This is a genomic window from Prauserella oleivorans (assembly GCF_042685745.1).
Taxonomy (GTDB): domain Bacteria; phylum Actinomycetota; class Actinomycetes; order Mycobacteriales; family Pseudonocardiaceae; genus Prauserella_A; species Prauserella_A oleivorans.
The window spans coordinates 2,043,761-2,065,824 of sequence record NZ_JBHUNT010000001.1 but is presented as its reverse complement, the minus strand read 5'-3'; the positions used below and the strand labels follow the sequence as shown (position 1 = coordinate 2,065,824).

Genomic DNA, 22,064 nt, shown 5'->3' with positions numbered 1-22,064 from the left:
CGCCCACGGTGCGGGGTCCGCCCCGCACGACACTTCAGGGAGGCAGGATGGGCGCCTATGCCGACACCTACCGGCGCAGCCTTGACGACCCCGAGGGCTTCTGGCTGGAGGCGGCGCAGGCCGTCAGCTGGACCCGCGAACCGACGCGGGCGCTGGACTCCTCACGAGCACCGTTCTACCGCTGGTTCCCCGACGGCGAACTGAACACGGCCTACAACGCGCTCGACCGCCACATCGAGCAGGGCCGCGGCGACACGCCCGCGCTGCTGTGGGACTCGCCGGTGACCCAGTCCAAGCGCTCCTACACCTACCGGGAGCTGCGCGACGAGGTCGCCAGGTTCGCGGGCGCGCTCACCTCGCTCGGGGTCGGCAAGGGCGACCGGGTGATCATCTACATGCCGATGGTGCCGGAGGCCGTCGTCGCGATGCTCGGCTGCGCCCGGATCGGCGCCGTGCACTCCGTGGTGTTCGGCGGGTTCGCGCCGAAGGAGCTGGCGGCGCGCATCGAGGACGCCAAGCCGAAGGTCATCGTCGCGGCGTCGTGCGGCATCGAGCCGACGCGGATCGTGGAGTACAAGCCGATCGTCGAGGAAGCGCTCAAGGCCACCGCGCACCAGCCCGACCGGGTGGTGGTGCTGCAGCGCGACGCCCACCGGTGCGAGCTCACCAACCTCGACGTGGACTGGGCCGAGCTGATGGCGCAGGCCTCCCCGGCCGACCCGGTTCCGGTGGCCGCCACCGATCCGCTGTACGTGCTCTACACGTCGGGCACCACCGGCAAGCCGAAAGGCGTGGTGCGCGACTGCGGTGGCCACGCCGTGGCGCTGACCTGGTCCATGGGCGCCATCTACGACATCAAGCCCGGGGACGTCTGGTGGACGGCCTCCGACGTGGGGTGGGTCGTCGGCCACTCCTACATCGTCTACGCGCCGCTGCTGATCGGCGCCACGACCGTGCTGTACGAGGGCAAGCCGGTCGGCACGCCCGACGCGGGCGCGTTCTGGCGGGTCATCTCCGAGTACGGCGTCAAGGCGCTGTTCACGGCGCCGACCGCGCTGCGGGCCGTCAAGCGCGTCGACCCGGACGCCAAGGAACTCGCCAAGTACGACCTGTCGAGGTTCGGCACGTTGTTCATGGCGGGTGAGCGGCTGGACCCGGAGACCTACCACTGGGCGCACGACAAGCTCGGCGTCCCGGTGATCGACCACTGGTGGCAGACCGAGACGGGCTGGCCCATCGCGGCGAACCTGCGCGGGCTGGAGCCGATGCCGGTCAAGCCCGGCTCGGCGACCATGCCGGTGCCCGGATGGGACGTGCGTGTCCTCGACCAGCAGGGCGAGGACCTGCCCGCGGGGCAGGAGGGCGCGATCACGATCAAGCTGCCGCTGCCGCCCGGCGCGCTGCCCACGCTCTGGGGCGACGACGACCGGTTCGTCGACGCCTACCTGTCGCGCTACGAGGGCCACTACCTCACCGGCGACTCCGGCTACCGCGACGAGGACGGCTACCTCTTCGTCATGGGCCGCACCGACGACGTCATCAACGTCGCCGGGCACCGGCTGTCGACCGGGTCGATGGAAGCCGTCATCGCCGCGCATCCCGCCGTGGCCGAATGCGCGGTGATCGGCGTCAAGGACGCGCTCAAGGGCCAGCTGCCGCGCGGCTTCGTGGTGCTCAAGTCGGGCGTCGACATCACGGAGGACCAGCTGCGCGAGGAGCTGGTGAAGGCGGTGCGCGACGAGATCGGTCCGGTGGCGGCGTTCCGCGACGTGTCGGTGGTGGAGGCGCTGCCGAAGACGCGCTCGGGCAAGATCCTGCGCAAGACGATGCGCGGTCTCGCCGACGGCCGCGACGAGCCGGTGCCCTCGACCATCGAGGACCCGGACGTGCTCAAGGCGCTGCTGCCGGTGCTGCGCGGGAAGTGACGGCAGGTGGCCCGGGCCGCCGCCGGTGGCCCGGGCCACGCAACCTCGCCGCGACCTGCCCGAACCTTCGAATCCGTTGGCGTTACCGGGTTTTCGGCCGACGATCACGATCGTCACACAGACGTAGACAGCGTCTACAGCCCTTTGGTACACAGTGCGCTACGAGTTGAACAGCGGATGTCGGAGAGTTGAATGGGATTCCAACGCTTCGTCGCACTCGGGGACAGCTGCACCGAAGGCATCGATGACCCGTACCCCGGCAGGCAGCTGTACCGCGGGTGGGCCGACCTGGTCGCCACCCGCTTCGCGCAGGACGAGCCGAACCTGCTGTACGCGAACCTGGGCGTGCGCGGACGCCGGCTCGACCAGATCATCGTGGAGCAGATTCCCACCGCGATCGACCTCGAACCGGACATCGTGGCGCTCTTCGGCGGTGGCAACGACCTGATGCTGACGCGCGGGTTCAGCGCGGAGGTGGTCGCCAAGCGCGTGCGGGCGGCCGTGCGGCTGCTCGCCGACTGCGCGCCGACCGTCGTTCTGTTCACCCTCAGCGACATCTCCACCCGGATGCCCATCGTGCGCAAAATGCGCTGGCGCATCGAGGCGTTCAACGAGGCCGTCCGGGAGGCGGCGGAGACCTACGGTGCGTTGCTGGTCGACCTCTGGCCGGACGAGGCCGCACAGGACCTGCGGTACTTCGGCCGTGACCGGCTGCATCTGAGCGAGCACGGCCATCGCCGGGTGGCCGCGCACATGCTGAACACGCTGCAGGTGCCGTTCGAGCAGAGCTGGCTCGAGCCCTTGCCGGGCGCGCCCGCGGAACCGAACTTCATCGCCCACGCCCGGTGGGTGTGGGAGTCGGTGCTGCCGAGCGCGCGCACCCGGGTGCTCAACTACCTGACGGGCCGTTCGTCCGGCGACGGCTATGCGCCGAAGCGGCCCGAACTGCTACCCGTGCTGGCCGACGAACGAGACACATGGTCACCGATGCCAGGCAGCGCCTGATCGACAGTGCCACGGCGCTGCTGACCGACGAGGGCGTCGAGGCCGTCACGCTGCGGCGGATCGCCCGCGAGGCCGGGGTGTCGCACGGCGCGCCGCTGCGCCACTTCGCCGGCCGGACCGAGCTGCTGTCCGCGGTCGCCACCACGGGTTTCGCCGAGCTCCGCAGGCGGGGCGAGGACCTGGCGACCGGGTCCCCTCGGGAGCGGCTGTTCGCCATGTGTCGCGCCTACATCGAGTTCGCGCTCGCCAACCCGGCGATGTTCGAGCTGATGTTCCGCCGCGATCTCGTCGACGCGGACGAGCCCGAGCTGGCGAGCACCAACACGGCGGTGTTCGACGATTTCAGCCGGCTCGTCCGCGAGGCGCAGGCCGACGGCTGGCGCAGCGACGCCGACCCGACGGTGCTGACGGCCTCGCTGTGGGCGGCACTGCACGGCCTGGCGACGCTGTGGCTGTGGGGCGGGCTGCCCGACGCCCTCGACCGTGGTCGGGTGGACGCGGCCCTGACCGTCACGCTGGAGGCATACCTCGGCCCGAGCCCTCCGGCACCGCAGCCGTGATCGTGCTCCGGTGCTCCCGCTGCCGCGCGGGTTCGTCCGCGTCGGCGAGCCACTCCCGGCGGCAACACGGCGTTCGTCCGGTCACGTCGGCTACGCCATCGCGGCGTAGGTGTCGCGAATGACCCGCCAGGCCGCGTGCACGTGCTCCCGCCCGGTGGACGGCGCGCCCACGGCCAGGCGCAGCAGCACGTGCTCGGTGTCCTTGGTGTGGCTCAGGTACAGCTCCCCGGAGTCGTTGAGCCGCTCCAGCAACGCGATCGTCGCCTCGTTCGCGTCCTGGATGGGCAGACCGGGCCACCGGGGCCGGAAGCACACGAGGCCGAACGGATGGTGCTCCCACAGCACGAACTCCTCGTCCGCCGCCACGAGCCCGGCGAACTCGTCGGCCAGCCGGATGTGCCCGCGAATGTGCTCCCGCAGACCCTCGGCGCCGTACCAGCGGATCACCGACCACAGCTTGAGCGCCCGGAACCGGCGGCCCAGCGGGATCTGCCAGTCCCGGTAGTCGATGACCTGGCCGGAGAGTGTGGCGGCGTTGCGCAGGTACTCGGGCAGGATCGACAGCGCCTCGATCATCGGCCGGCGATCGCGCAGCCACAGCACGGAGCAGTCGAAGTTGGTCAGCAGCCACTTGTGCGGGTTGGTGACGTAGGAGTCGGCGTAGTCGGCGACGCCGTCGTTGATCCACCGCAGCTCCGGGCAGACCGCGGAAACGCCGGCGTAGGCGGCGTCGACGTGCAGCCAGCCGCCGTGCTCGCGGCAGATCTCGCCGATGCGGCGCACCGGGTCGATGGCCGTGGTGCCCGTCGTGCCGATGGTCGCGCACACCAGCGTCGGGACGGCACCCTGCGCGACGTCGGCCGAGACGAGCGAGCGCAGGTGCTCCGGGTCGAGCGCGAGCGTCCGCGGGTCGACGTCCACGACGCGCAGGTTCCCGGGCGCGATGCCGGCGATGCGGCACGCCTTCTCCAGCGACGAATGCGTTTGCGACGACGTGTAGACCGTGCGCCGGGCGAGCTCGCCACCCGCGCGGCTGCCCGCCGCCAGCAGGGCCACCAGGCTCGCGCTCGAGGCCGTGTCCTGGATGACGCCGCCGCCCGCCGAATCGGTGCGCAACGCCGCGGGCAGGTCGAGCAGCCGGGCGAGCCAGTCGACGACCACGGTCTCCAGCTCGGTGCAGGCCGGGCTGGTCGCCCACAACATGCCCTGCACGCCGAGGCCGGACGAGAGCAGGTCGCCGAGGATCGCCGGGCCGCTCGCGTTGGCCGGGAAGTAGGCGAAGAAGCTCGGGTGCTGCCAGTGGGTGATGCCCGGCAGGAGGACGCGATCCAGGTCGGCCAGCACCTGCTCGTACGGCTCGCCCCGCTCGGGTGGCGCGGACGGCAGCGCGGCGCGCACCTCGCCGGGCCGGACCTGCGACCGGACCGGCCGCGACTCCAGGCTCTCGAGGTAGTCCGCGATCCAGTCGACGACCTGTCTGCCGTGCCTGCGGAACTCGTCGGGCGTCATGTGCGCGCTCATGCGACGAACGTAGCGGCGCCGGGCGACGGGTGGGCGCGAGCCGTCGCGGCGTCCCAGGTCAGTAGGATGGCAGGTATGTCACAGCCCGTAGCGAAGGTCTCCTTGACCGGCATCAAACCGACCGGCGAGCCCCATCTGGGCAACCTGATCGGCGCGATCCGGCCGGCGCTGCAACTGGCTGAGGAGTACGACTCGCTCTACTTCATCGCCGATTACCACGCGCTGACCTCCGTGCGCGACCCGGAGGAACTGCGGCACTACACCCGCTCGGTGGCCGCCTCGTGGCTCGCCGCGGGTCTCGACCCCCGGCGCACGACGTTCTACGTGCAGTCGGACGTACCGGAGATCTTCGAGCTCAACTGGGTGCTCTCGTGCATGACCGGCAAGGGCCTGATGAACCGGGCGCACGCCTACAAGGCGGCCAGGGACCGCAACGTCGAGGCCGGTGAGGACCCGGATGCCGGCGTCAACATGGGGCTGTACAACTACCCGATCCTGATGGCGGTGGACATCCTGATCATGGAGTCCGACGTCGTGCCGGTCGGCAAGGACCAGGTGCAGCATGTCGAGTACGCCGCCGACATCGCGGGCAGTTTCAACCACGTCTACGGCGACTCGTACTCCTTCAAGATACCGAAGGCGATCATCCCCGAGTCCGGGAACGGCAACACGCTGCCGGGCCTCGACGGGCGCAAGATGAGCAAGTCGTACGACAACACGATCCCGCTCTTCCTGCCCGAGAACCAGCTGAAGAAGCTCGTGCGGCGAATCCCCACCGACAGCACGCCGGTGGAGGCGCCGAAGGACCCGGACAGCTCGCCGGTGTTCCAGATCCTGGAGCAGTTCGCGCCGCCCTCGTCGGCCGACGTCGTCGCCGACACGCGCAAGCGCCTCGAAGCCGGCGGCATGGGCTGGGGCGAGCTGAAGAACGTGCTGTTCGAGGTTCTGCTGACCGAGCTGGGGCCGATGCGCGAGCGCTACGACGAGCTCATGAAGCCGGGCAGCGACCTCGACGTGGTGCTCGACGAGGGGGCCCAGAAGGCCCGTGAGCGCGCCTCGCGGGTGCTGTCCTCGGTGCGCAAGGCCATCGGCGTCAACCGGTAGGCCGTGCAGCCCCTCGGCGCCGGTGAGCCACGGTACGCGGGCCGCTACCGCCTGCTGGGCGTGCTCGGCGAGGGTGGCATGGGCCGCGTGCTGCTGGCCGTGTCACCGGACGGGCGGCTGGCGGCCGTCAAGCGCATCCATCCCGCGTTCGCCCACGACCGGGGGTTCCGGGAGCGCTTCCGGCGTGAGGTGGAGACGTCGCGCCGCGTCTCGGGCGCCTACACCGCGGCGGTCATGGACGCCGACCCGGACGCTGCCGAACCGTGGCTGGCGTCGGTGTACGTGCCGGGGCCGTCGTTGCGGGAGGCCGTCGACGCCGCGGGACCGCTTCCGGTGACGTCGCTGCGGCACCTCGCGGCGGGGCTGGTCTCCGCGCTGGCCGACATCCACCGGGCCGGGCTCGTGCACCGTGACCTGAAGCCGAGCAACGTGCTCCTGGTCGCCGACGGACCGCGGGTGATCGATTTCGGCATCGCCCGCGCGGTGGAGGGCGGCTCGGAGCTGACGCACACGGGCTCGGTGATCGGCTCGCCCGGGTTCATGTCGCCGGAGCAGGCCGAGGGCGGGCCGCTCACGTCCGCGAGCGACGTGTTCTCGCTGGGCGCGCTGCTGGTCATGGCCGCCACCGGGCGGAGCCCGTTCGCCGGGGCGTCGACGCCGCAGACGCTCTACAACGTCGTGCACGGCGAACCGGATCTCAGCGGGGTGCCCGCCGAGGTGCGGCATTTCGTGGAGCCGTGCCTGGCCAAGGATCCCGTGCAGCGGCCCACGCCGGCGCAGCTGCGCGAGCTGATCGGGCCGGTACCGCCGGCGGCGATGCCGTGGCCGGCGCCGGTACCCGAGCTGATCACCGCGAAGGAGGCCGAGGCACGATCCGCACCGGCGGCCGAGCTCACCGGGAGGTCGCGCCGGCCCGTGCTCGCCGCGCTCGGCGTAACCGCGCTCGCCGGTGCGGTGGTGGCGACCGCGCTGATCGGCGTCACCGAACCGCAGCCGGGCACAGCGCTGCCGGTGACCACCACACCGACGACCTCGGCGAACAGCTCCACGCCGCCCGATCCCCTCTCCCCCGATCGGCTGCGCGAGCTCGACCCGTGCCGCGTGCTCGGGGGCGAGCTCACGGTGGCCATTGCCGTGCACTTCTTCCACTGCACGTACCAGACACCGGACGGCCAGTGGATCGAATTGTCGATCGGCGACCAGCTGCCCCCCGACGGCGTGCCCGCCGAGGACGTCGCCGGGCTACCCGCGGTCGTCGAGCGGTCCGACGATCCGGGCCGCTGTGAGGTGGCCGCGCTCATTCCGGCTCAGCCGACGAGTGGCATCGGGGTGACGGTGGGGCCCGGGGTCGGAAACGTCGAGGACCCGGACGCGTGCGGTACCGCGACGACCCTGCTCACCGACGCCCTGGCCGCGATCCGATCCGGTGAGGGCCGTTGGCAGGGTCCGCGATCCACACTGGCCACAGTGGACCCGTGCTCGCTCGTGCCCGCCTCGCGCGGCCGGGCGATCTTCGACCGGTTCGCCGGCGCCGAGCCGTACGGGCTCCACCAGTGCGACCTGCACGTCGACGGCACGGTGTCCGTGACCCTGGAGCTGTCCACCCCGCCGGAGCGGCTGCCCGGCACCTACAGAGCCGTCGACCTCGGCGGCAGGACGGTTCAAGAGCAGGCCGAACCCCAGGTCGCGAGCCCGGCCTGTGAGATCACCTGGTCGCATGCGCCGGACACGGACAAGGCCTCCCAGGTCGTGCGGATCCGCTATCGGGCGACCGCGACGCGCCTGCCGGTCGGACAGACGTGCGGGCGGACCCGGGAGCTCGCCCGGGTCGTCCTGGAGGGGCTGCCACGCGCATGAGGCCACTGCGTCCGGACGAGGCCGGTCCGATCGGGCAGTACCGCCCGCTGGCGCTGCTCGGCGAGGGCGGCATGGGGCGGGTGTTCCTGGCCGTCGCGCCGGACGGCCGCCTCGCCGCCGTCAAGCAGATCCACCCCGGGTTCGCCCACGACGCCGGGTTCCGCGCCCGGTTCGCGCACGAGGTCGACGCCTCGCGCCGGGTGTCCGGTGCCTACACCGCGGCGGTCATGGACGCCGATCCCGAGGCCGACGCTCCCTGGCTCGCCTCGGTGTACGTCGCCGGTCCGTCGTTGCGGGAGGCCGTCGACGCTGCTGGTCCGCTGCCCCTGCCGGCGCTGCACCGGCTGGCCGTCGGGCTCGCGGCGGCATTGGCGGAGGTACACCGGGCACAGCTGATCCACCGGGATCTCAAGCCGGGCAATGTCCTGCTCACCCGGGACGGGCCGCGGGTGATCGACTTCGGGATCGCCCGCGCCGCGGAGGGCTCCGAGCTCACCGGCACGGGCGCGATCATCGGCTCGCCCGCGTTCATGTCCCCGGAGCAGGCCGCGAGCGCGCAGCTGACGCCCGCGAGCGACATGTTCTCGCTGGGCGCGGTGCTGGTGATGGCGGCGACCGGCCGGGGCCCGTTCACCGGGACGACGGCCGCGCAGACGTTGTACAACGTCGTCCACGCCTCACCGGAGCTGAGCGGGGTGCCGGCCGAGGTCCGGCAGATCGCCGAACCGTGCCTCGCCAAGGACCCCGCGCAGCGCCCGACACCCGCTCAACTGCTGGACTTCCTCGGCCCGGTGCCGCCGGGCCTGTCGCCCTGGCCGCCCGCCGTGGAGACCCTGATCGCCCGGCAGGAAGCGGAGGTCCGGGCAGCGCTGTCCTGGCCGGTGCCCATCCCGCCGGCCGAGCCACGCCGGGCCCGCCGGGGGCTCGCGGTCGCAGCGGCGCTGGGAGCCGTGGCCGTCGTGGCCGCGGGGACGATCATCGCCCTGACCCGGGGTGGCGACGAACCGTCCGCGGGCGCGCAACCGGAGCCGCCGCGCCTGGCCCCGATCGCGGAGACCCTCAGCGCCGACCGGCTACGCATGGTGGACCCGTGCGAGGTCCTCGGCGACGAGCGAGTGCGCGGGCTCGGGCTCCTCGAACCGAATCGCGACGGATTCGGCGTGCACTCCTGCCACTACGAGAACGAGGACGGCGACCGGCTCGAGGTGGCCCTCGGCGACCGTGCCGACGACGGCGCCACCGAGTCCGGCGACGAGATCGCCGGGCTTCCGGTGCTCGTGTCCACGCTGAGCGGCTGCACGCTGTCGGTGAGTCTGCCGGACGACCCGCAGCTGGCTCTGTCGGTCGACGACCACGCGGGTCCGTCCGGCGAGCCGTGCGAGAACGCGGAAGCCCTGCTGACGGCGTACGTCGAGCGGCTGCGCGCCGGAGCGGGCACGCGAAACCTTCCCGACCACAGCGCGATCCGGGTCGACCCGTGCTCCCTTGTGGACGATCGCACGATGAACGACGCCGTCGGCGCCGTGCAGGACAAGACCGTGGAACGGCTGCACACCTGCGTGTGGTCCACCACCGGCGGAACCGTGCGCCTGTCGGTGGACTACGTCTTCCCGGGCGCGTACCCGGACGAGGGCTACGGCCCCGTCGACCTGGACGGCGTCCGCGGCTACTCCCGGCTCGTGAGTGAGACGTCGTGTGCGGTGACGTGGATGCAGCGGCCGATGACCGACCGGCGAGGCGAGGCCGTGCGTCTGCAGTACATGGGAGACGTGCCGGGACACCCCTGCGAGAAGGCGATTCCGGTGGCGAAGGCGGCGATCGCGACCCTGCCGCCCGCGTGAGCGGCCCGGCGCACCGGCGCCGGTAAGCCGGGCACGCCCGCCACCGGCGCCCGCACTCGGTGCCCGCCCCGACGCCGGCGCCGGTCTCAGTCCGCCGCCCGCTCGGTGGTGTCCGTGTCCGGCAACGGCTCACCGCGGGGCGGGAGGCGCTCGGCCGCTCCCGGATCGACCCGCTCGACCGATCCGTCGGCGGCGCTCCACGCGACGGCCAGCATGGCCCGCAGTGCGGAGTCGATCTGTGCGCGCTCGTGCTCGGCGCCCAGATCGCTCAGTTCGACGAGCACGCTGCCGCTGCCGCACAGGCCGTAGGCATTGCGCGCGATGCCCCGGTACTCCCCGCCGGGAAACTGCGTCACGGTGCCACCCGCGGCCGTCATCGCACGCTGCGCCACCACCGCGATCTGCCGGGCGAACGCGCCGGCGGACGGCGTGACGCCCGGGGTGGTGGGCCACATCAGCGAGGCCGTGATCTCCCGGCCGTCACCGAGCACGTACCGGCCCTGCATGTGGTAGTCGACCACGATCTCCGGGCGGAACCCGGCGTAGTGTCGCTGGATGAGGCCGGCCTCCGTGGCGGGGTTGTCGGCGGGCGGGATGTGCGGGTCGTGATACCGGTTGAGGTCGTAGCCCTTACGGGGCTTGCCGTGCCCGGGCCGGGCGGACGGATCGTGGTTGTAGCGCCAGTCGTGCTCGTGGCCGTCCGGGTTCGCCCGCACTACGACGTCCACGGTCACCCGGGAGCGCAGCCACCGCTGCGCCGCCGTCCGCCCGACGCCGGTCGCCGCGAGGAACCGCAGCGCGGCGGGCGTGCCGAGCGGCTCGTTCCCGTGCTGCTGAGTGATGTACAGGATGCGGACCGGACCGTGCCCCACCCGCGCGCCCCACACCGGCCTGCCCTGGTTGGATTCGCCGATCCGGGACATGCTGACGACGCCTCCGCTGCGCCATTCCAGCTTGCGCAGCTCCCTGCCCAGCTCCGCGGTGTCCGGCCTGGCGTCGACCCGGCGGGCCTGGGCGGGTGTGACCAACCCGAGCACGGTCAGCGCCGACACGGCCGCGGAGCCGAGCGCGGTGCGGGTGGACATCGCCATTCGCCGCAGTCTTCTCCGCCTCGACCACCGCCGCAACACAGGACGTGGTCGCCGCTGCGCTCACCGGCCACGCACGCTCGACTTACTGATCCTCAGTGGACAAAGGCAGTCCACTGAGGACCGGCTAATCGTCGCGCTCGGCCACGAGTGCGCGCAGTGCGGCGACGGCCTGCTCGCCGGTCGGCAGTGTCGCGGGCGCGAGCAAGGACTGCACGGCCAGACCGATGACCATCGAGTACGCCATCGTGCCGACAGTGTCGGCCGTCTTGTCGTCGATCTCGTCCGCCTCCCGGTCGAGCAGCACGGCGGCGAACTCCACCTTCGCCTGCCCGCCCGCGTCGAGGAGGGCCTGCCGGATGTCGTCGGCGAATTCGGCCTGCGCGTAGGCCTGCACGCTGGCCACGATCAGCTGTCGGTGACGTGGCAGCGACGTGATGAGCTGTTCCAGGCACACCCGCAACCGGTCCGACGGGCTCGCGTGCGCACTCGCCCGGACGGCCGCCGCGACCACGTCGCCCCACTCGTCCTGCGCCTGCAGCGCGGCCAGGTTCATCAGGGCGTCCTTCGAGCCGAAGTGATACCCGATCGACGCGAGATGAGCCCCGGACGCCGCTGCGATGTCCCGCGCCGTCGTGCGGTAGTACCCCTTCTCGACGAGGCACTGTCGCGCCCCCGCCAGCAGATCCTCGCGTTGGCTCATGGCGGCGACCCTAGCATTTTGACGAACGTACGTCTTGACGCTGGTTTGTACGTACGTACGATTCGCACCATGGTGGCCGCATCCCGGGCAACCGCTCGCACCTGGTTCGGGCTGGCGATCCTGCTCCTGCCCGCGTTGCTGACGGCGATGGACATCTCGGTGTTGTTCGTGGCAGCACCCGAGATCACCGAGGCCCTGCGGCCGACGGCGGAACAGTGGCTCTGGGCGATGGACATCTACGGCTTCGTCATCGCGGGCCTGCTCATCACGATGGGCAGCCTGGGTGACCGGATCGGCCGCAAACGTTTGCTCTTGGCCGGAGCCGTGCTGTTCGGAGCGGCGTCCCTGCTGCTGGCCTACGCGCCCACCGCGGAACTGCTCATCGCCGGCCGGGCGCTGCTGGCGATCGGCGGCGCCACCCTGGCTCCGTCCACGCTGTCGCTGATCCGGGGCATGTTCGCCGCCGACGATCAGCGCCGGATCGCGATCGGCGCCTGGACGGCGGCGTTCTCGGGCGGGGCCGTGGCGGGTCCGATCATCGGTGGCCTGCTGCTCGAGCACTTCTGGTGGGGTTCGGTCTTCCTCATCAACGTCCCGGTGATGATCCTGCTCGTCACGGCCGGGCCGGTCTTGATCGCCGAGTCGAGGGGCGCCGAGCACACTCGGTTCGATCTGGCGGGTGCCGCGCTCTCGCTCGTGGGCGTCCCGGGGCTGGTCTTCGCGTTGAAGCACACCGCCGGGCACGGTCTCGACGCCACCGGTGCCGTCGCGGCACTCGCCGGTGTCGCCGGGCTGGCGGCCTTCGTGGTCCGGCAACGGCGAATCCCGCACGCGCTCGTCGATGTGGCGCTCTTCCGGCTGCCCGCGTTCTCGGTCGCGATCGGCGCGAACACCGTCGTCTCGATGGCCACCGTCGGGCTCGGCGCGCTGGCGTTCACGTTCCTGCAGGCCGTACACGGGCTGTCCGCGCTGCAGTCGGCGCTGTGGGCGTTGCCGACCTTCGCCGGCAGCCTCACGGGTGCGGGCGTCGCGGCCTGGCTCGGCGCCCGCGTTCGCCCCGCCGCCGTGCTGGCCGCGGGTCTGCTCGCCGCCGCGGCGGGTTTCGCCGTGGTCGCGTTCGGCTCCCCGGAGACGACGGTGGTGGCGTTCATCGGCGGCTACACGGTCCTCAGCCTCGGGGTCGGGGTCACCGCGACGGTCGCCAACTCGCTGGTCCTGGGCACCGCGCCCGCCGAACGCGCGGGTGCGGCGTCGGGTATCTCCGAAACGAGCACCGAGTTCGGTGGTGCGCTGGGGATCGCCGTGTTCGGCGCGATCTCCAGCGCCGTCTACGGCGCGGGCATGGCGGGCGTCGCCGACGCGGACCCCGCCGCGACGGAAACGGTGACCGCGGCCCTGGCCGTCGCGGCGCGGGCGGCGGAACCCCTCGCCACGACACTGCGGGACACGGCGCTCGCCGCCTACACCGACGGGGTCACCATGGCGGCACTGGCCGGCATGGTGCTCACGGCCGTGGCCGCGGCGCTGACGCTGCACGCACGCCGCACGGTGGACCGCACCGCACCTGCGGGCTCACCGCCGGGCCAGCACCGTGCGCCCGAGGCCGGAAGCCGGTGAGCACGAGCGCGGTCAGCCGAGGTCGGCGGGTGCCTCGCCGTAGGCCACGACCGACAGGAACCGGATCGGCAGCCGGATCAGCTCACGCGGGCCGTGCACACCCTCGCCGTCCAGCTGCAGCGCGTCCCCGGGACGCATGGTGTAGCTGGCGTCGCCGTGGCCGTAGACCATCTCCCCCTCCAGCATGTAGAGCAGCTCCGTGCCGGGATGCTGGAAGAGCGGGAACTCCTCGCTGCGCTCGGTCAGCGTGACGATGTGCGCTTCCATCCGCTTGTGCGGGCCGCGCAGCGCGCCCAGGAGGGTGTAGTCGTGGCCCACCCGGGTGCCGCGCTGCACGATCCGCGCACCGGATCCCGCAGGGGTGAACACGGCCTCCCGCTGCGTGTCGGCGGTGCGGAACAGCGACGTGACCTGCACGTCGAACGCGTCGGCGAGCCGGTCGAGTGTGGTGAGACTGCAGGAGATCGAGGCGTTCTCGATCTTGGACAGCATCGCCACGGAGATCCCGGTGCGCGCGGCCAGCTCGGCCAGGGTCAGCCCGTGCGCGCGACGCAGCTGCCGCACCTGCCCGGCGATCGCCCGTTCCAGCCTGCCCTGCCGGGGCGCCGGACGGTCGACTTCGCGCGCGGCAGGCCCGTGCCCTGGCGTGCCATTCCGCTCGGCTTTGCTCACGACTCCCCGCCCATTCCCGGGAGTATACCGGCGTTCGGAATACTCGCCCGCCCTCCCGGGCCCACGCCGGAGCTCCCGGCGCGGCGCCCACCTGCGCCGAACCTCCACAGTGGATGCCCGCGGGAGTGGTCAGCGCATCTCCCCCGCGCCCACATACGGGTGCGGACTGCGCAGCAGCGCACCCTCGGCGAACCGGGACAGCCGGAAGTCCGTTTCCGGGATGTCGGCGTCCCGGCTCTTGCCGTCGACGACGAGATCGGCGATGAGGGCGCCGACCGCGGGCGAGATCTTGAACCCGTGGCCGCTGAATCCGGCGGCCACGACGAGCCCGTCGATCGGCGTGTGGGAGATGACCGGGTTGAAGTCCGGAGTGACGTCGTAGCAGCCGGCATAGGTGCTGGCGATCGACGCGTCGGGCAGGCCGGGGAAGCGGTGGGCCAGCTTGCCCACGGCGAGCTCCAGGAAGTCGGAGTCGGCCCGGTTGGCGTAGTTGTCCGGATCGGCCGGGTGCAGCGTGGCGAGGTCGCTGTTGCCGAAGAGGATGTCCCCGGACACCTCGGGCCGCACGTACTGCAGCGACACGAGATCGGAGAACACCGGCACGGCGCCCAGGTCGACCCCCGGATCGATCAGCACGATCTGTTCCCGGTGGACGGTGATGGGCAGCGCGATGTCATGTGCGGCCAGCAGCGGCACCGACCACGGGCCCGCCGTGACGACCACAGTGGACGCGCTGACCGTCGAGCCGTCCGCCAGCCGGACACCGGTGACCGTGTCCCCGGACGTGAGGATCTCCGTCACCGTGGTCCCCTGCCGGATCCGCACCCCGTCCCGGCGGGCGGCGGCCGCGAACGCCTGCGCGGTGGAGTAGGCATCACCGTAGCCGCCGCGGGGTTCCCACGCGAAGGCGGCGAAGTCGTCCAGGTCGGCCACCGGCCACAGCTTGGCGACCTCGGCCCGATCGATCTCCTCGGTCCGGACGCCGACCGCGCGCTGGTCGGCCAGGCTGGCCCGCAACGCGTCCACATTGGATTCGCCGACCCCGACCACGTACCCGGTCTGGTGGAATCCGATGTCGGTGCCGAGGATCTCCTCCGCGTTCTCGAACAGCTCCAGGCTCTTGTTGGCCATCGCGGCCAGCGACGAGACGCCGTAGTGGCATCGCACGACGCCGCTGGACTTGCCGGTGCCGCCGGAGCCGACGGTGTCGCGCTCGCACACCACGACGTCGGTGACGCCCCGGCGGGCCAACGCCCAGGCGGCGGCCGCGCCCTCCAGACCGCCGCCGACGATCACCACGTCCGCGTTCACCGCGTCACCCCCGGGATCCACTCGGTGCCGGCCAGCGGCACGCGGGCCATGGCGGCGGCCTCGATGGTCAGCGCGACCAGGTCCTCGGGTTCGAGGTTGCGCAGGTGCGCCTTGCCGCACGCACGAGCCAGCGTCTGCGCCTCCATGGTGAGCACGCGCAGGTAGTTCGCGATGCGGCGGCCGCCCTCCACCGGGTCGAGGCGGGCGGCCAGCTCCGGGTCCTGCGTGGTGATGCCCGCCGGGTCGCGGCCGTCCTGGAAGTCGTCGTAGAACCCGGGCGCCGAACCCAGCTTCGCGTAGTCCTCGGCGTAGCGCGGGTCGTTGTCGCCGAGGGCGATCAGCGCCGCGGTGCCGATCGCGACCGCGTCGGCACCCAGCGCCATGGCCTTCGCGACGTCGGCGCCGGTGCGGATCCCGCCCGAGACGATCAGCTGGACCTTGCGGTGCAGGCCGAGTTCCTGCAGCGCCTGCACGGCCTGCGGGATCGCCGCGAGCGTCGGGATGCCCACATGCTCGATGAACACGTCCTGTGTGGCCGCGGTGCCACCCTGCATGCCGTCCACCACCACGACATCGGCTCCGGCGGCGACGGCGAGCTTCACGTCGTAGTACGTGCGGCTCGCGCCGACCTTGATGTAGATCGGCTTCTCCCAGTCGGTGATCTCGCGCAGTTCGAGGATCTTGATGGCGAGGTCGTCCGGCCCGGTCCAGTCCGGGTGCCGGCACGCCGAACGCTGGTCGATGCCGGCAGGCAGGGTGCGCATCTCGGCGACGCGCTCGGAGATCTTCTGCCCCAAGAGCATCCCGCCGCCGCCCGGTTTCGCCCCCTGCCCGAGCACGACCTCGATCGCGTCGGCCTTGCGCAGATCGTCCGGGTTCATCCCGTACCGCGAGGGCAGGTACTGGTAGACGAGGTGCTTGGACTGTCCCCGCTCCTCGGGGGTCATGCCGCCGTCGCCGGTGGTGGTCGACGTGCCGACCTCCGACGCGCCGCGGCCGAGCGCCTCCTTCGTCTGCGCCGACAGGGCGCCGAAGCTCATGCCCGCGATCGTGACCGGGATGTCCAGGTGCAGCGGGTACTTGGCGTTGCGGTCGCCGAGCACGACGTCGGTGTCGCAGCGCTCGCGGTAGCCCTCGAGTGGGTAACGCGACATGGACGCGCCGAGGAACAGCAGGTCGTCGAAGTGCGGCAGCGGGCGCTTGGCCCCCCAGCCGCGGATGTCGTAGACGCCGGTGGCGGCGGCGCGCTGGATGGCGGCGATGGTCGCGCGGTCGAACGTCGCGGACTCGCGCAGGGCGGGGTCGATCATGGCTGCTCCTGTCAGTACGAGTTGTGCGCGGCGAAGTGGTAGAGCTGCCGGGCGGAGCCGTAACGGCGGAACTCGGCCGGGTCGTGGTCCAGGCCGGCGGCGGCCAGCAGCTCGGCCAGTTCGGCGCGGTGTTGCTCGCGCATCTGCTTCTCGATGCAGTCGGCGCCGAGCGCGCCCACCTTGCCACGGACGTAGATCCGGGCCTCGTAGATCGAGTCGCCGAGGCCGTCGCCCGCGTCGCCGCAGACGACCAGCCGCCCGGCCTGCGCCATGAACGCGCTCATCGGGCCGATGTCACCGCCCACGACGATGTCGACGCCTTTCATCGAGATGCCGCAGCGCATCGATGCCGAGCCCTCGATCACCAGCAGCCCGCCGTGCGCGGTGGCGCCCGCCGACTGTGACGCGTCACCGGTCACGCGGACCAGGCCGGACATCATGTTCTCCGCGACCCCGGTGCCCGCGTTGCCGTGCACCGTGATCGTGCCTCCGTCGTTCATGCCGGCGCAGTAGTACCCGGCGTGACCGCGGATGTCGACGCTGATGTCGTCGTGGACCCCCGCGGCAAGGGCATGCGCGCCCTGGGGATGCAGCACCTCGTAGGCGGCGGCCTTGGGCTGGTGCAGTTCGGCGTTGAGCTCGCGCACCGACGTGAGCGAGAGGTCGACGGTCTCGGTGGTCGTCAGCGCTGCCATGCGTAGACCCTTTCCGGCTCGGGCTCGTAGATACGGGCGGTCTCGATGCCGGGCAGCTCCGCGAGCGCCCGGAACTCCGAGGCCATCGCGACCCACGCGGGCGTCTCGGCGATGATCGCGGGCTTGCACGCGATGGCGTCGCGGACCACGGCGAACCCGTCGGCGCTGGTCACGAGCAGCGTGTAGAAGCCGTCGAAACGCTCGCACAGGGCCCGCAGCGCCTTGTCCAGATCCTCGCCCTGGGCCAGGCGCTGCGCGACGAACCGCGCACCGACCTCGGAGTCGTTCTCCGAGTCGAACTCCACGCCCTCGGCCCGCAGCTCGCGGCGGATCGTGGCGTGGTTGGCGAACGATCCGTTGTGGACCAGGCACTGGTCGGGTCCGACGGAGAACGGGTGAGCGCCTTCCGGGGTCACGGCCGACTCTGTGGCCATCCGCGTGTGCGCGAGGCCCTGCCAGCCCTGCGCGCCCGCCAGGTCGTAGGTGGCGGCCAGCTCCCGAGGATGACCGGTTCCCTTGTAGACGGTCAGGTCGGTGCCGGAACCCACGATGCGCGCACCCGGCACGCGCTCGCGGACCGCGGCGACGAGGTCGTCGGCGCTCGTCGGCGCGGCGACGATCGTGGTGTCGCCCGCCTCGGTCACGACGGCATCCGGGAACAGCTCACGCAGCCGCTCCGGATCGGCCGAGAGCACCGACACCGCGGCGTGGCCTTCAGGGCACCGGCGCCGGTCTCCGTAGACGGCGACGCCCGCCGAGTCCGGGCCGCGCTCGACGACCTGACACAACATTCCCTCCAGCAGTCTTCCCAGCCGTGGATACAGCTCGGGATCACGCAGGTGGAGACCGACGATCCCGCACATGGGCCGTCTCCTTTCGGTTACATCCTCAGAAAGCGGTGAGGTAGCGGTCGTGCTCCCAGGAGCCGACGGTGCCGTGCCAGTCGAAGAACTCCTCCCGCTTGAGGCGGGCGAAGTACTCGCAGACACCCGGACCGGCGGCGTCCAGCGCGGCGGCGACCACCGGGTCCGCGCCGAGCGCGTCGACGGCGTGCAGCAGCGTCGGCGGCAGTTCCGGGCGGTCGGGCACGTCCGGGTCGAGCTCACGGTCGATGCCGTCGAGCCCGGCGGCGAGCGAGACAGCCAGCGCCAGGTAGGGATTGGTCGCGCCGTCCCCGCCGCGCAGCTCCACCCGGTTGCCGTCGGGGATGCGGACGTAGTGGGTGCGGTCGTTGCCGCCGTAGGTGGCACGCCGCGGCGACCACGTGGCGCCGGACCGCGTCGACGTGGCGCCGGTGCGCTTGTAGGAGTTGACGGTGGGCGCGAGCACCGCCTGCATCGCGGGCGCGTGCTCGAGGATTCCGGCGAGGAACCGGCGGGCCACAGTGGACAGTCCGTGAGCCCCGTCGCCCGGGAACAGCGGCTCCCCGTCGTCCCACAGTGACAGGTGCAGGTGCATGCCCGAGCCGGTCTGGTCGGCGAACGGCTTGGGCATGAACGTGGCCGTCATGCCGCGGCGTTCGGCGAGCGTGGAGATCAGGTACCGGGCGGTGATGACCCGGTCGGCGGTGGTCAGCGCGTCGGCGTAGGCGAAGTTCTGCTCGAACTGGCCGTTGGCGTCCTCGTGGTCGTTGGCGTAGTTGCCCCAGCCGAGCTCGTTCATCACCGACGAGACGCCGGTGAGGTGGTCGTACATCCGGGTCAGGCCGCGCGCGTCGTAGCACGGCCGGGAGGCGCGGTCCCTGCCGTCGGCGGGCACCAGCTTGCCGTCGGCGTCGCGGGCGACCAGGAAGTACTCGATCTCGGCTCCGGCGTAGAGCTCCAGCCGGCGCTCCTGCGCCTTCTCCAGCAACGACTTGAGGATCACTCGCGGCGCGTACGGCCACGGCTGCCCCTCGACGTGCGGGTCGCAGTGCACCAGTGCCAGCCCCTCCCGCACGGCGGGCAGCAGCGTGTAGCTGGCGAGGTCGGGGACCGCGACGAGGTCCGGGTCGCACGGCTCCTGGCCGATGGCGCCGACGGCATAGCCGGCGAACCCGACGCCCTCGTACTGCAGTTCCTCGGCGGCCTCGACCGGCACCAGCTTGGCGCACGGCTTGCCGGTCAGATCGACGAACACGGCCATCAGGAACCGCACACCATCGGCACGGGCCTGCGCGGCGAGGTCGCCGCGGGCCGCCGCGGTCAGCGGCGCGGGTGGCGCATCGAGCGTCATGTCGGTCTCCCTGTCGGGTCGTAGACTTATCTTTGCACGAAACTCGTTATCTTCACAAGAAATGGCGGTGTCACACCGCGAGCAGCCAGTCGGCCGCCCGCCGGCGGAACCGGGTCAGGCCCTTGTAATCGGCCATGTCCTCGGGCAGTTCGGCCAGCACCGCACCGAACCGTCGCCGCCACTGCGGCACCTGTGCCAGCTCGGCGAGCGAGAGCAGGTAGGTGCGGATCAGAAACAGCAGCGCACCGGAGTCACCCAGCCGGATCAGGTGCTGGACCTCCACCCGCAGATGCAACTGCCGCGCCAGCTCGTCGCCGGGCAGCTCGGCCACGATCCGGCGGTCCCGGCCCCACTCCGGATAGAGCTCGGTGGACTGGTCCAGGCGCCTGCCCACCGACATCGTCCAGTTGGTCCGCCGGTACTCCTGGCCGGGCTGCAGCCGCATGAGGAACTTCTCCGCGCGCGTGATCACGCCTTCCTCGTGGATGCGCGGCACCGGACCGTGCACTTCCAGAAAGCGCATGCCGACGTCGAAGCGCAGCGACCAGTCGGCGGCGAAGGTGACCAGCCCGGCGTCGGCCCACAGCGAGCCCTCACGCTGGTCGAGCACCACGACGTCGTCCTGGATCTGGCTGCCCAGGAAGCCGAGCGGTCCGCCGGGCAGCGACTCGTCGTCACCCTCCCGGAACCGCTGGGTGACACCGAGCAGATCGTTGCGCCACACCAGGTCCGCGCCGTCCTCCTGGAGCGAGAACACATCCGGGTACTGGGCCGCCAGCTCGCGCAGACAGGTCAGCAGCGCGTCCCAGCACGCCGGCCGCATGTGGGGCAGCACGTCGAGCCTGCTCGGGTCCCCGCGCAGGATGCGAGCGCGCTCGTCCAATTCGGATTTGTAGTGCTCGTCGATGTGCAGGATCGCGGCGCCCCACTCGCCCGCCTCGGTCGAAACGGGCACGCGAGCGGGTTCGACGTTGGTGGAATAGCGGTAGGTGTCCGCGCGGAACGGGAACGGGAACTGGGCGATGCGTGCGGGCAGGGCCGTCTGCGTCACAGGTCCACCTCCAGGAGGTCGGTCTCGCTGCGGGACACACAACACATGACGGCGGTGCCCGCGGCGCGTTCGTCGTCGTCGAGGTACTCGTCGCGATGCGACGGTCGTCCGGACAACACGGGCACGCGGCACTCACCGCACACGCCCTGCCTGCACATGCTGGGCACCGGGACGCCTTCGGCGAGGAGTGCGTCGAGCAGGCTGGTGCCCGGACCCACCTTCACGTCCCGTCCGGACCTGGCCAGCCGCGCGGTGAACGGGCGGCCCGGTTCCAGTTCGGCGGGCGTGAACCGCTCGGAGTGCAACCGCTCGGCCGGCCAGCCCAGCCCGGCCGCGGTGTCCAGCACATGGTCCATCAGCGCCGTCGGGCCGCACACGTAGAGATGGGTGCCGATGGGCGCGCCGCCGAGGAGCTTTCCGAGCAGCCTGCCGAACTCGGCGCGGTCGGTGGTGCGGTGCGCGCGCGGCCCGAGCAGGTCGTCCACTGTGGAGCCGAAGGCGGCCGCCTCCGGCCGGTGGACGTAGAGCAGTTCCGCCTCCCGGCCCCAGCGCAGCGCCTCCCGGGCGTGCGCGAGCATCGGCGTGATCCCGATACCACCGGCCACGAGCAGGTGTCGTCGCGCCGTGGCCACCGGCGGGAACGCGCTCCGCGGCGGCGAGACGACCACTTCGGCGCCGGGACGCAGGTCGTGCAGCGCGCGGGAACCTCCGTTGCCGTCCGGCCGCAGCAGCACGGCGACGGAGTAGCGACGCGGCCGTGCTCCCGGGTTGGTCAGCGAGTAGGCGTTGCGCTGGTCACCGGCCTCGACGACGATGTGGCTGCCCGCCGGATGCGACGGCAGCACGCCGCCGTCCGGCCGGACGAAGGTGATCTCCCGGATGCCCGTGGCGATCTCGGTCGTGCTCGCCACGACGAGCCGCAACGTGGTCATGGGACCTCCTCCGCGTCGGCCTGGAACCCGAGATAGGCCGCGTGCCTGCGGGCGACGTGGTGGTAGACGAGCAGCGACCGGCCACAGCCCGCGCAGTCGATCAGCGCGCCGATGTCGGCGGTCGCCTCCGTGTCGTGACCGCAGTGGGCGCACCAGACGCGACGGCGACCGGACGCCGACACCGACACGGTGATCTCCGCGTCGAGCACGCCCGCCCGGACGGCCTCGGACCGCACCGTGAGCACGTCGGGTTCCGGGCCGGCGAGCAGGAGCCGCCAGCCGACGCTCGCCTCGGCGATCTGCTCGCGCAGCGCCGCGAGCGCGTCGTCGCCGGCCCGCGCGCCGTGCCAGGTCCACACCGGACGGCCGGTGAGTTCCCGCAGCCACCGGCGAGCGGCAGGCAGGCAGGCGTCCGAAAAGGTCATGACGGCGTAGGACCGCCCCGAGAGATCGGCGCTCGGCACCGACGTGGACCACCGGGGCACGCTCGTGTGGTCGAATCCCACCATCGGCCCCCGGTCAGTGGGCGACGCCGATGAAGGACGGACAGCCCGGTTCCTTGTCGGCTCCCTGGACGGCACCTTCCACGGCAGACATCGCAACCCTCCTTGTCCCTCTGAGAAACGGATTCTCTCGTCGGGAAACACCCGGTGGGTTA

General features: G+C 71.8%; 19 protein-coding genes. 7 read left to right on the top strand and 12 right to left on the bottom strand.

Annotated elements, in window-relative coordinates; genetic code table 11:
- Nucleotides 1–47: 47 nt before the first annotated feature.
- The 3 genes from ACFSZT_RS10275 (at nt 48) to ACFSZT_RS10265 (ending at nt 3,490) form a co-directional block, all read left to right on the top strand.
- The gene (locus ACFSZT_RS10275) at nt 48–1,925 is read left to right on the top strand and encodes a propionyl-CoA synthetase (RefSeq protein WP_377389073.1); all 1,878 of its coding nucleotides are present in this window, start codon (nt 48–50) and stop codon (nt 1,923–1,925) included.
- A 192-nt stretch (nt 1,926–2,117) separates the two neighbouring features.
- Entirely contained in the window at nt 2,118–2,930 is an 813-nt protein-coding gene (locus tag ACFSZT_RS10270; protein ID WP_377389075.1) for an SGNH/GDSL hydrolase family protein, read from the top strand.
- Entirely contained in the window at nt 2,903–3,490 is a 588-nt protein-coding gene (locus ACFSZT_RS10265) for a TetR/AcrR family transcriptional regulator (RefSeq protein WP_377389077.1), read from the top strand. The genes ACFSZT_RS10270 and ACFSZT_RS10265 overlap by 28 nt, the downstream gene beginning before the upstream one ends.
- Nucleotides 3,491–3,580: 90 nt before the next feature.
- Here ACFSZT_RS10265 and ACFSZT_RS10260 read toward each other — a convergent pair whose 3' ends face one another.
- The gene (locus ACFSZT_RS10260) at nt 3,581–4,999 is read right to left on the bottom strand and encodes a pyridoxal-dependent decarboxylase (protein WP_377389198.1); all 1,419 of its coding nucleotides are present in this window, start codon (nt 4,997–4,999) and stop codon (nt 3,581–3,583) included.
- 87 nt (nt 5,000–5,086) lie between these two features.
- Here ACFSZT_RS10260 and ACFSZT_RS10255 point away from each other — a divergent pair, with 87 nt between their 5' ends.
- The 3 genes from ACFSZT_RS10255 to ACFSZT_RS10245 are packed head-to-tail and all read left to right on the top strand — an operon-like array spanning nt 5,087 to nt 9,813.
- Nucleotides 5,087–6,115: a tryptophan--tRNA ligase gene (locus ACFSZT_RS10255; protein ID WP_377389079.1), complete on the top strand. Its 1,029-nt coding sequence runs from the start codon at nt 5,087–5,089 to the stop codon at nt 6,113–6,115.
- A 3-nt stretch (nt 6,116–6,118) separates the two neighbouring features.
- Nucleotides 6,119–7,972, top strand: a complete 1,854-nt coding sequence (locus tag ACFSZT_RS10250; RefSeq protein WP_377389081.1) for a serine/threonine-protein kinase — start codon at nt 6,119–6,121, stop codon at nt 7,970–7,972.
- Entirely contained in the window at nt 7,969–9,813 is a 1,845-nt protein-coding gene (locus ACFSZT_RS10245; RefSeq protein ID WP_377389083.1) for a serine/threonine-protein kinase, read from the top strand. Before ACFSZT_RS10250 ends, ACFSZT_RS10245 begins: the two co-directional genes overlap by 4 nt.
- An 86-nt stretch (nt 9,814–9,899) precedes the next feature.
- Here the strand turns inward: ACFSZT_RS10245 and ACFSZT_RS10240 are convergent, their stop codons facing one another.
- On the bottom strand, nt 9,900–10,904 hold the full coding sequence (locus ACFSZT_RS10240; RefSeq protein ID WP_377389085.1) for a M14 family zinc carboxypeptidase: 1,005 nt from the start codon (nt 10,902–10,904) through the stop codon (nt 9,900–9,902).
- Between the two features lie 124 nt (nt 10,905–11,028).
- Complete coding sequence (locus ACFSZT_RS10235) at nt 11,029–11,604, bottom strand: TetR/AcrR family transcriptional regulator (RefSeq protein WP_377389087.1); 576 nt, start codon at nt 11,602–11,604, stop codon at nt 11,029–11,031.
- A 69-nt stretch (nt 11,605–11,673) separates the two neighbouring features.
- Here ACFSZT_RS10235 and ACFSZT_RS10230 point away from each other — a divergent pair, with 69 nt between their 5' ends.
- A complete protein-coding gene (locus tag ACFSZT_RS10230) occupies nt 11,674–13,221 on the top strand; it encodes an MFS transporter (RefSeq protein ID WP_377389089.1) in 1,548 nt (515 codons plus the stop codon).
- Nucleotides 13,222–13,233: 12 nt separating this feature from the next.
- Here the strand turns inward: ACFSZT_RS10230 and ACFSZT_RS10225 are convergent, their stop codons facing one another.
- From ACFSZT_RS10225 to ACFSZT_RS10185, 9 genes are all read right to left on the bottom strand, one after another.
- Nucleotides 13,234–13,893, bottom strand: coding sequence for a helix-turn-helix domain-containing protein (locus tag ACFSZT_RS10225; RefSeq protein WP_377389091.1), 660 nt, complete (start codon nt 13,891–13,893; stop codon nt 13,234–13,236).
- Between the two features lie 129 nt (nt 13,894–14,022).
- Nucleotides 14,023–15,204 carry an NAD(P)/FAD-dependent oxidoreductase gene (locus tag ACFSZT_RS10220; protein WP_377389093.1) on the bottom strand — a complete coding sequence of 394 codons (1,182 nt, stop codon included), beginning with the start codon at nt 15,202–15,204 and terminating at the stop codon, nt 14,023–14,025.
- A complete protein-coding gene (locus tag ACFSZT_RS10215; RefSeq protein WP_377389095.1) occupies nt 15,201–16,514 on the bottom strand; it encodes an FMN-binding glutamate synthase family protein in 1,314 nt (437 codons plus the stop codon). Before ACFSZT_RS10215 ends, ACFSZT_RS10220 begins: the two co-directional genes overlap by 4 nt.
- Nucleotides 16,515–16,525: 11 nt before the next feature.
- The gene (locus ACFSZT_RS10210; RefSeq protein ID WP_377389097.1) at nt 16,526–17,209 is read right to left on the bottom strand and encodes a GltB/FmdC/FwdC-like GXGXG domain-containing protein; all 684 of its coding nucleotides are present in this window, start codon (nt 17,207–17,209) and stop codon (nt 16,526–16,528) included.
- Nucleotides 17,197–18,072, bottom strand: a complete 876-nt coding sequence (locus ACFSZT_RS10205) for a glutamine amidotransferase (protein ID WP_377389099.1) — start codon at nt 18,070–18,072, stop codon at nt 17,197–17,199. The genes ACFSZT_RS10210 and ACFSZT_RS10205 overlap by 13 nt, the downstream gene beginning before the upstream one ends.
- Before the next feature lie 25 nt (nt 18,073–18,097).
- Nucleotides 18,098–19,423, bottom strand: a complete 1,326-nt coding sequence (gene glnT, locus ACFSZT_RS10200; RefSeq protein WP_377389101.1) for a type III glutamate--ammonia ligase — start codon at nt 19,421–19,423, stop codon at nt 18,098–18,100.
- Between the two features lie 70 nt (nt 19,424–19,493).
- On the bottom strand, nt 19,494–20,474 hold the full coding sequence (locus ACFSZT_RS10195; protein WP_377389103.1) for a heme-dependent oxidative N-demethylase family protein: 981 nt from the start codon (nt 20,472–20,474) through the stop codon (nt 19,494–19,496).
- Nucleotides 20,471–21,406 carry a PDR/VanB family oxidoreductase gene (locus tag ACFSZT_RS10190; protein WP_377389105.1) on the bottom strand — a complete coding sequence of 312 codons (936 nt, stop codon included), beginning with the start codon at nt 21,404–21,406 and terminating at the stop codon, nt 20,471–20,473. The genes ACFSZT_RS10195 and ACFSZT_RS10190 overlap by 4 nt, the downstream gene beginning before the upstream one ends.
- On the bottom strand, nt 21,403–21,831 hold the full coding sequence (locus tag ACFSZT_RS10185) for a dimethylamine monooxygenase subunit DmmA family protein (protein WP_377389107.1): 429 nt from the start codon (nt 21,829–21,831) through the stop codon (nt 21,403–21,405). The genes ACFSZT_RS10190 and ACFSZT_RS10185 overlap by 4 nt, the downstream gene beginning before the upstream one ends.
- Nucleotides 21,832–22,064: the final 233 nt, after the last annotated feature.